The organism is Mycobacterium kyorinense, assembly GCF_002101735.1.
Taxonomy (GTDB): Bacteria; Actinomycetota; Actinomycetes; order Mycobacteriales; family Mycobacteriaceae; genus Mycobacterium; species Mycobacterium kyorinense.
On the sequence record NZ_LQPE01000173.1, the window covers coordinates 1 to 9,182 of the forward strand.

At 64.4% G+C, this 9,182-nt stretch carries 9 protein-coding genes; 6 read left to right on the plus strand and 3 right to left on the minus strand.

The annotated features are described in order from the left end of the window. Positions 1 to 411: 411 nt before the first annotated feature. From AWC14_RS26865 to AWC14_RS26880, 4 genes are all read left to right on the plus strand, one after another. On the plus strand, positions 412 to 1,620 hold the full coding sequence (locus AWC14_RS26865; RefSeq protein WP_045384648.1) for a PPE family protein: 1,209 nt from the start codon (positions 412 to 414) through the stop codon (positions 1,618 to 1,620). A gap of 459 nt (positions 1,621 to 2,079) precedes the next feature. Beyond that, positions 2,080 to 3,300, plus strand: a complete 1,221-nt coding sequence (locus AWC14_RS26870) for a PPE family protein (protein ID WP_045384650.1) — start codon at positions 2,080 to 2,082, stop codon at positions 3,298 to 3,300. A 322-nt stretch (positions 3,301 to 3,622) separates the two neighbouring features. Next, on the plus strand, positions 3,623 to 3,922 hold the full coding sequence (locus AWC14_RS26875; protein WP_045384651.1) for a PE family protein: 300 nt from the start codon (positions 3,623 to 3,625) through the stop codon (positions 3,920 to 3,922). Between the two features lie 14 nt (positions 3,923 to 3,936). Next, positions 3,937 to 5,169 (plus strand): PPE family protein, encoded by a 1,233-nt coding sequence (locus AWC14_RS26880; protein ID WP_057003586.1) that lies wholly within the window; start codon positions 3,937 to 3,939, stop codon positions 5,167 to 5,169. A gap of 2 nt (positions 5,170 to 5,171) precedes the next feature. Here AWC14_RS26880 and AWC14_RS26885 read toward each other — a convergent pair whose 3' ends face one another. Further along, positions 5,172 to 6,215 carry a class I SAM-dependent methyltransferase gene (locus tag AWC14_RS26885; RefSeq protein WP_045384653.1) on the minus strand — a complete coding sequence of 348 codons (1,044 nt, stop codon included), beginning with the start codon at positions 6,213 to 6,215 and terminating at the stop codon, positions 5,172 to 5,174. Between the two features lie 346 nt (positions 6,216 to 6,561). On the opposite strand from AWC14_RS26885, the gene AWC14_RS26890 reads away from it, so the two are divergent. Beyond that, complete coding sequence (locus AWC14_RS26890; RefSeq protein ID WP_045384655.1) at positions 6,562 to 6,825, plus strand: hypothetical protein; 264 nt, start codon at positions 6,562 to 6,564, stop codon at positions 6,823 to 6,825. A 20-nt stretch (positions 6,826 to 6,845) separates the two neighbouring features. Here AWC14_RS26890 and AWC14_RS26895 read toward each other — a convergent pair whose 3' ends face one another. After that, positions 6,846 to 7,040 carry a ferredoxin gene (locus AWC14_RS26895; RefSeq protein WP_045384657.1) on the minus strand — a complete coding sequence of 65 codons (195 nt, stop codon included), beginning with the start codon at positions 7,038 to 7,040 and terminating at the stop codon, positions 6,846 to 6,848. A 172-nt stretch (positions 7,041 to 7,212) separates the two neighbouring features. On the opposite strand from AWC14_RS26895, the gene AWC14_RS26900 reads away from it, so the two are divergent. Next, entirely contained in the window at positions 7,213 to 8,388 is a 1,176-nt protein-coding gene (locus tag AWC14_RS26900) for a cytochrome P450 (protein WP_045384659.1), read from the plus strand. Between the two features lie 24 nt (positions 8,389 to 8,412). Here AWC14_RS26900 and AWC14_RS26905 read toward each other — a convergent pair whose 3' ends face one another. Next, positions 8,413 to 8,961 carry a nuclear transport factor 2 family protein gene (locus AWC14_RS26905; RefSeq protein WP_045384660.1) on the minus strand — a complete coding sequence of 183 codons (549 nt, stop codon included), beginning with the start codon at positions 8,959 to 8,961 and terminating at the stop codon, positions 8,413 to 8,415. Between the last annotated feature and the right edge of the window lie 221 nt (positions 8,962 to 9,182).

Genomic DNA, 9,182 nt, shown 5'->3' on the forward strand with positions numbered 1-9,182 from the left:
GGGTGCCGATCCACGCAGCGGACGCTGGCAAGGCACCGGCAAAATCGAATGCGGGCTGCACGCATCGTGAACTCGCTAGTCCTAACCGGTCAAGACAATCTAACAGCGGATGAACAATTGTCGTTCGCGGATGAACAGTAGTTGTCCGGGAATGAATAGTTGGCGTCCGAGGCGGCTATCCGCGACACGGCCATCTAATCTCACCAACGAGCGACTGTTCAGTGACGAGCATCCGTGCTCAATGTTGTTGACTCTGAGGGTTACCGAGGGAAGAAAGCGCATTTCCGCTGTGAGCACACACCGCGCTTCGTGGGCCGATATCGATCAGGCACCCGGCTCTAAGGCTCATGACCGATTCTTGACCGCACCGCGGGCCGGCGACGGCGTTCGCGGCATGCTGGGGAGGATGTAGTGCTGGATTTCGGCGCGTTGCCGCCGGAGGTCAATTCGGGTCGGATGTATGCGGGTCCGGGCCCGGGGCCGTTGTTGGCTGCGGCGGGGGCCTGGGATGGGCTGGCGGCAGAGTTGAATTTGGCTGCCACCGGCTACAACTCGGTGATTTCGGAGCTGACCGGTGGGCCCTGGGTGGGGCCGGCATCGATGGCGATGACCGCGGCGGCTGCGCCGTATGTGTCGTGGCTGAGCTCGACTGCCGCGCAGGCGGAGTTGACCGCCAATCAGGTCAGGGCGGCGGTGGCCGCGTATGAGGCGGCGTTTGCGATGACGGTGCCCCCGCCGGTGATCGCGGCGAATCGGGCGTTGTTGATGGCCTTGGTTGCGACGAACTTTTTCGGGCAGAACACCCCGGCGATTATGGCCACCGAAGCCCAATACATGGAAATGTGGGCCCAAGACGCGGCGGCGATGTATGGGTATGCGGGCGCGTCGGCGGCCGCCTCGAGGGTGACGCCGTTCACCCCAGCGCCACAGACCACCAACCTCACCGGAGTGGCCGGGCAGGCCGCGGCGGTGGCCAAGGCCGCCGCCACGCCGGCGGGCACTTCGGCACAGACGACCGAATCGATGACCCCCCACCTGGTCTCGTCGATGGCGGTTCCCGAAGCGCTGCAACAACTCTCATCATCGCCGGTGTCGACCACATCGCCCACGTCGTCGCTGTCGTCGTTTCTGCCACCACCCTTCGGCACCGGCCCCGCGCTTACCCCGGCGAACCTCGATACGATCCTCAAGCGAACCCTGCAGGCGTATTTCGGGACCGGTGTCGTGCAGTTTTTCGCCTCGATCGCGCAGCAGTTGACGTTTGGTCCCGGGGGAACGACGGCCGGTTCGGGCGGCGCGTGGTATCCGACGCCGCAATTTGCCGGCCTGGGCGGAGGCATGAGCAGTGGCAGCTCGCCGGTAGCCGCCGGTGTAGGTCAGGCGGAATCGATCGGGCGGTTGTCGGTGCCGACGAGCTGGGCCGCCAGTGCTGCACAGGCCAACGAGTCGGCCACTTTGTCCTCGGTCAGTAGCCTCGGCGCCGCGGCTGAGAAAAATGGGCCGGCGGGCCTGCTTCGCGGAATACCGCTCTCGGGCGCGGGCCGACGCACCGCCGGCGGCTTCACCCACCGCTACGGCTTCCGCTACAGCGTCATGCCACGCCCACCCTCCGCCGGATAGCGTTTCGGCCCGTGACTATCTGCGATCACGGGCCGATGCTGGGCGTGCGATGATCGGCTTTATCCGCGCCGAGATTTTTACTCGCATCGGCACGCGAGCCTGCACCCGATTTTGGCACCGTAATCAGCTCGTGGTGGAGGTGTCTCGCTGTGTTTGCGCAGGTTGCCGCTGTCGTGTGTGCTGACGACCGGCGGGCTGGCGTAAAGGGCGGGTGAACCAAGACGACGCTAGTTGTCCGGGGACGAACATCACCTTGACCGCGCGCTGCCGAGCGATGGCCATCTAATGTCAGCGAGAAGCACTATTGGCAATCGGGGAGTAATTGCTCAATAGCGTTGACGCTGAACATTGTTGAGAAGAAGGCACATCCAATTCGTGGCTAGAGAATTTCGTTTAGCGATTGCAAAATTCGGTTTTGACACCCTGTCGGTCGCGGCTAGCTGACGTAGGGGCTGTCAATTGTTGGATTTTGGGGCGTTGCCGCCGGAGGTCAATTCGGGTCGGATGTATGCGGGTCCGGGCCCGGGGCCGTTGTTGGCTGCGGCGGGGGCCTGGGATGGGCTGGCGGCAGAGTTGAATTTGGCTGCCACCGGCTACAACTCGGTGATTTCGGAGCTGACCGGTGGGCCCTGGGTGGGGCCGGCGGCGATGGCGATGACCGCGGCGGCTGCGCCGTATGTGTCGTGGCTGAGCTCGACTGCCGCGCAGGCGGAGTTGACCGCTAATCAGGTCAGGGCGGCGGTGGCCGCGTATGAGGCGGCGTTTGCGATGACGGTGCCCCCGCCGGTGATCGCGGCGAATCGGGCGTTGTTGATGGCCTTGGTTGCGACGAACTTTTTCGGGCAGAACAGCCCGGCGATTATGGCCACCGAAGCCCAATACATGGAAATGTGGGCCCAGGACGCGGCGGCGATGTATGGGTATGCGGGCGCGTCGGCGGCCGCGTCGGCGGTGACGCCGTTCACACCGCCGACGCACACCACCAACCCGGCGGGGCTGGACGCCCAAGCCGTGGCGGTCGCCAAGGCGGCGGCCACCCCGGCCGGAACCTCCGCGCAGGGCGCCGCGTCGACCACCTCACAACTGGCCTCCGCTTCCGTGGTACCTGGAGCGCTGCAACAACTTTCGTCGACATCGAGAGTGACCGGGGCGTCGACGTCCAGCTCGTTGCTGTCGTCGTTTCTTCCCGCACCCTTCGGTACCGGCCCCGCACTGACCACCGCGAACTACACCACACTGCTTAAACAGACCACAGGGATTGCGGGATATTTCCCGATGGGGATCTCCTCGTTTTTGACCTCGATCGCCCAGCAGCTGACATTTGGTCCCGGGGGAACGACGGCCGGTTCGGGCGGCGCCTGGTACCCGACGCCGCAATTTGCCGGCCTGGGCGGAGGCATGAGCAGTGGCAGCTCGCCGGTGCTGGCCAATCTGGGCCAGGCGGAAACCATTGGCCGGTTATCGGTGCCGCCCGGTTGGGCGGCCGGTGCGGCCGAGACGAACCAGGCGGCCACGTTGTCCTCGGTCAGCAGCCTCGGTGCCGCCTCGGAGAAGAACGCGCCGGCCGGGCTGTTGCGCGGAATGCCGCTCTCGGGCGCGGGCCGACGCACCGCGGGTGGCTTCACCCACCGCTACGGGTTCCGCTACAGCGTGCTGACACGCCCACCGTCCTCCGGATAACCAACCGACGTCAACCCGCCACCGGCTTTATCCGCGACGAGATTTTTACCCGCGACCGGCGGGGACGGCGGCACCTCCGCCCAGCGTCTGCAACGTGTCGATCACCAGCGCACATTCGGCGGATTCGTGCAGGTAGCAGCCATTGAAGTGGACGGTAAGCGTAACTGCGGATGAACAACCGATACCGATGGGTGAACACTGGTGATCCGGGAATGAACAGTTGGCGTGGAGAACGCGCAGCAAGGCGCAGGCCAACTAACCTAACCACCGAACGACATTTCTGAACGTCGTTGAGACTTACGGTTCTTGAGGAGGAAACCGCATGTCCTTCGTGACCACTCAGCCCGAGGCGTTGTCGGCGGCCGCTGCCAACTTGACGGGTATCGGCTCGGGGGTGACCGCTCAAAATGCCGCCGCCGCCGCCCCGACGACCGGTGTGGTTCCCGCGGCGGCCGACGAGGTGTCGGCGCTGACCGCAGCGCAGTTCGCCGCGCACGCCCAGATGTACCAGACTGTGAGTGCGCAGGCTGCAGCGATTCACGAGTTGTTCGTGAACACCCTGGGCACCAGCGCCGGATCGTATGCGGCCACCGAGGCCGCCAACGCAGTCGCGGCTGGCTGAGGAGGGTTGTAGTGCTGGATTTCGGGGCGTTACCGCCGGAGATCAATTCCGCTCGGATGTATGCCGGGCCGGGATCGTCGTCATTCCAGGCCGCCGCCTCGGCCTGGAATGGCCTGGCGGCTGAGTTAAATTCGGCCGCCACCGGCTACGACACGGTGATCACACGGCTGGCCAGTGAGGAATGGATGGGGCCGGCGTCGACGTCGATGGCCAACGCCGCGGCCCCGTATGTGTCATGGATGCAGACCACCGCCGTGCAGGCCGAGCAGGCGGCCACCCAGGCCCGGGCGGCCGCCGCCGCATATGACCAGGCGTTCGCGGCGACGGTGCCTCCGCCGCTCATCGCGGCCAACCGCGCCCAGACGGCCCAGCTGGTCGCCACGAACGTTCTCGGCCAAAACACTCCGGCGATCGCGCAGCTGGAGGCGCAATACGGCGAGATGTGGGCCCAGGACGCCGCTGCGATGTACGGCTACGCGGGCCAGGCGGCGACCGCCACGAAGGTAACGCCGTTCGCCGCCCCCGTGCAGACGACCAACCCGGCCGGGCAGGCCATTCAAGCCGCCGCGGTGACCAACGCCGTCGGCACTGCGTCGGGCACCAGCGCGCAGTCGACTCTGGCTCAGGTGCAATCCTCGGTGCCGACCGCGCTGCAAAGCCTCGCGACGCCGGCTTCCACCGCCTCGTCAACCACGACAGACCCGTTCCTCGGAATCTGGCAGCTCCTGTCGGGGCAGTCGACCTACCCCACGTCGCTGTCGGGTCTGGTAAACGCGTGGGCGCCCTACGGGGGCTTCCTGTATAACACCGAGGGTCTGCCGTACTTCAGCGTCGGTATGGGCAACAACTTTGTGCAAGTGGCCAAAACGGTGGGTTTGATCGGAGGGTCTGCACCCGCAGCCGCAGGCGGTGCCGCCAAGGCGGCCGGAGGTTTGGGCGCGCTCGGTGGCCTGCTGGGCGGCGGCACCGGGGGCGGCGCGCCGGCGGCGGTGTCGGCGGGTTTGGGCAACGCGGGCGCGGTCGGTCGATTGTCGGTACCGCCCACTTGGCTCGGCGGAGCCCCGTTGACGGCCCCGCACGCGCCGATGCCCATCAGCAGCGTCGCCGCGGCACCAGAAAGTGGCGGTGCCGGAAACCTGTTGGGCGGGATGCCGCTGGCCGGTGCGGGTGCCGGACACGCCGGCGGTTCGGCGCCCCGATACGGGTTCCGCCCCACCGTGATGTCACGTCCGCCGTTCGCCGGCTGACGCTACGGGCGACGCTGGTAGACGAGCCAGCGCAACTCGATCGGTGATTCCTCAGGTCCGACGTCGAACAAGTCGAGGCCGTTGGCCCAATTCTCGTACCAGCCGGTGGGCGGCCAAGCCCCTTCTGGCAGATGGGTTTTCTCGTACTCGTAGGCGAAGTCGTCGGCGACGAGCTCGAGAGGCAGCCGGTCCGCTGCGGCCGTCATCTCGTCGCGGGTGAAAATCATTGTGTTGCATTGCTGTCCGAATTCCCGCGCGGCGTCGTCAGGGGTGTAGTCATTGCGGGCCACGAAGGCGTTGAACACCAAGCACCCGCCAGGAGCCAGGCACTTGGCGGCCAATTCGAACATGGCGCGTAGCTGCTGTGCCGTCCGGAAGTCGGGCACTACCTCGGAGAGGACAATCAGCTGATAATCCGTGCGCAGACCATCCGCGGTCTCAAAGACATCACCCTCGATGATGCGTACATTGAGTGATTCCTGTTCGGCTTCGTAGCGGATGATTTGGGCAAACTTCGGGCTCAACTCGACGGCGTCCACCGGGTGGCCGCGGCGCGCCAACGCAAGGGAGTTGCGCCCGGTTCCGGCGCCGACGTCGAGCACCGGATAGCTTGTGGGATCGGGTGTTTCGCCGGCCAAAACCCACACTCGCGCGTCTGGTTCGCTGCCGAACAGCGGTCCCTCACGAGTTGCGACCCAGTGGTCGTACTCGTTCTCGATCGTCGACAATTCGGGTTGGACGCGGTAGTGCAGCGTGGTACCGAACGGCACGTGGTACGAGATGACGATGTTGGAACGCGAGGAGGCCGTGTAGGCCTGCGCCAGCTGCTCCACCAAAACCGTTTTCAGCTGGTCGAATTGGTCGGCGGTGACCTCCACTCCCAATCCGGCAAAGACGTTGTGACACATCTTCAGGTACTCGTCGATCATCGCGGGGACGGCCGGCAGTGTGATCTGGCCCGAGGCCACCGATCGGCGATACAACCGCCGGGCCATCGCCTCGCACAGCGTCGAAGGATCAATCGATCGGTGGGCCGGATCGTCCATCAGACTCTTCTACACGACGCACGCGGCGGTCGCATGGTGAGGCGGACAACGAAGGTGAATGCATCGCGTCGAAAGTATCGTGACCGTGACCCAAACATGAACAGTTGGGAACGATCTCAAGGACCTAGGGATTTCGGCCGGTAGGCGAGTAGGTTGCAGCTTGGTGAACGGTCGGGGTTCGGGTTAGGAGTGTCACATGACGCAGCCCGTGGAGCCATCGGGTTCTCTCGCATTGTCGCGAAATCACCCAAGCGAACGAGGGCCGGGGACTGCGCCCATCGCGTATAGCGGCGTCTGCCTGCCGCCGAAACTTACCAACGGTCACCGGACGCTCGGAGCGGCCAGCATGCTGGCGCACCCCATGCGGCCGGCTGAGGTAGCCCAGGCGCGGCTATTCGAGAGGATTCCGCAAGCCGAGGTCGCCGAGCTACATCAACTGGCATACCGGATGGCGGACTCAATGGATCAGCAACACGAGATCGGCAGCACTCCGCCGACAAGGCATCTGGGGCAAATCCATTCACGCATCGACGAAATTCACCGCCTGCTCAGCGCCCTACGGGGCCGGTTTCCACAATCCCAGTGGGAAGGTGACCTGCAGCCCGAGTGAGTCCCGCCAGGACCGTGGCGTCAATCCTCTTCCAAAATAAGCGCCATCTCCGGACAGGCTGCCACCCCGTCACGAGTCAACTGCGCGTCCTCAGGCCGCACCTCATGTTCTTCGAGGATTGAGTAGCCGGATTCGTCGATCGGGAAAAGGTCTGGGTCCACCGCATAGCACTGTGCATGCCCAACGCATTTCGATTGTTCGAGACGAACTCTCATGCGGTTATCCTCTCGTGGCCGCGCACCACATTGATTCTAGAAGACGCTTTGCCTGTCGACCGGAGTCTCTCGACACGGTAGGGGATGAACGTGCGCGCATACGATGTTGACTGTCGCGCGGCTGCGGAGGGCGGCGTGAAACGAAAGTAAAGACGACGGGAACTATGTGGGTATGAGCACCGTGTACGACGGCGCGGGGGGCAGTTTCCACCTACCGCGACTTGACTACTACTCGCTGCCGATGGAGGCCGACCGCGGTGTCGGGTGGAAGATCCTCCGGGATGCCGGACCGGTGGTGTTCATGAACGGTTTCTACTACCTCACCCGCCGCGAGGACGTGCTCGCGGCGCTGCGTAACCCCAAGGTCTTCTCATCACGATTGGCGCTCCAACCGCCGGGCAGTCCGCTGCCGGTAGTGCCGCTGGCCTTCGACCCGCCGGAGCACACCCGTTACCGCAAAATCCTGCAGCCGTATTTCAGCCCGCACGGGTTGAGTAAATCGCTGCCGCTGCTGCGCGAACATGCGGTTGCCATGATCGAGGCCATCGCCGAGCGCAGCGAGTGCGAGGTGATGGCGGACCTCGCCAATGTGTATCCATTTCAGGTGTTCCTCGATCTCTACGGTCTGCCGCTGGACGATCGTGACCGGCTGATCGCCTGGAAAGACGCCATCATCAACGACTCGCCCTATCCAACCGAGGCAGAAGCCACCTCGGCGCGGGAGCTCTTTGACTACCTTGTCGACGCGGTCAAGCAGCGCCGGCAGAACCCGGGCACCGACATGTTGTCTCAAGTGATGACCGGCGAGGGCGGGTTCAGTGATCTCGAGGTGCTGGGCATGAGCCACCTGTTGATCCTCGCGGGTTTGGACACCGTGACGTCGGCGATAGGGTTCTCGCTTCTGGAACTGGCGCGCAGGCCGCCGTTGCGCACCATGCTGCGCGATAACCCAAAACAGATCAGGGTTTTCATCGAAGAGATCGTCCGGTTGGAGCCATCGGCACCGGTGGCGCCGCGGGTGACCACCAAGATGGTCGTCGTCGGCGGCATGACGCTACCCGCGGGGTCGCATGTGCGGTTGTGCATGGCCGCCGTCAATCGCGACGGCAGCGACGCGATGTCCACCGACGAGCTGGTCATGGACGGCAAGGTGCACCGGCATTGGGGATTCGGCGGCGGACCACACCGTTGTTTGGGCTCTCATTTGGCTCGCATGGAATTGACCGTGATCATCGCCGAATGGCTTAAGAGAATCCCCGAGTTCACGCTGGTGCCTGATTATGTACCTGAGATCAGTTTCCCGGCGAAGACCTTCGCGCTCAAGAGGTTGCCGCTGCGCATCGGCTGAATCGCACCAGCTGCGCCGGGCAGCTCACCACGATGCTGCCCGTGGCAGGTAAGGATCCATATAGCCCCGGCCCGACAGGATGGGGCGTAGCCGGTCGTTCATCGTCGTCTTCCCGATGTGGCGTTCGAAAATTCGCCACCCGCTGTCGGTCCGGCGCAGGCGGTCCGTCATGGCGGAGTAGACCCAGATCGCGGGCAGATCATCGGGACCGTCGGGCACGTCGCCTCTGATCACCCTGGGCCCGGCCGCCTCGGCCGCATAGCGAATCAGGAGGTTGTGATAGCGAACGATCACCCCGTCGCCGTCGCGATCGACGATCGGGTTGGTTGCGATGCGACTGACTCCAGCGACGCTGTACGGGTACATCTCTTGGAAGAAGCGCCGCATTTCCTCCCGGCCACGATTGACGCCGTGGGTGTGGTACGTGACGCTATCCGGGAGGAACGCTTCGACCATCGCATCGATATCCCAGGCGTCGAACAGCAAGTTGACCCGGTTGATGAAGTCAATCGCACTTACCCGGTCTGCGGGATCGACAGTGCTGTCCAGAGCTACAGCCGGCAAGTTCGGCATCTGCCACCTCCCGAGGTTGCGGTCCGTCAGCGTCAATGCCAGGGCCCCGATAGTTCACGAGCAGTTTACCTACCGTTCACCTACCTACCAATGCCCGAAACGCTGGGCAGTACCTGTGGGTTTGCGGTGAAGCTGTGAGCAGGTGGGTCAAGTCCCGGGAAGTGGTGTAGTGCTGCGTGATCCGGTGGGTTAGGCGGTGAGTGCGGGCATGTCGTTGGCTC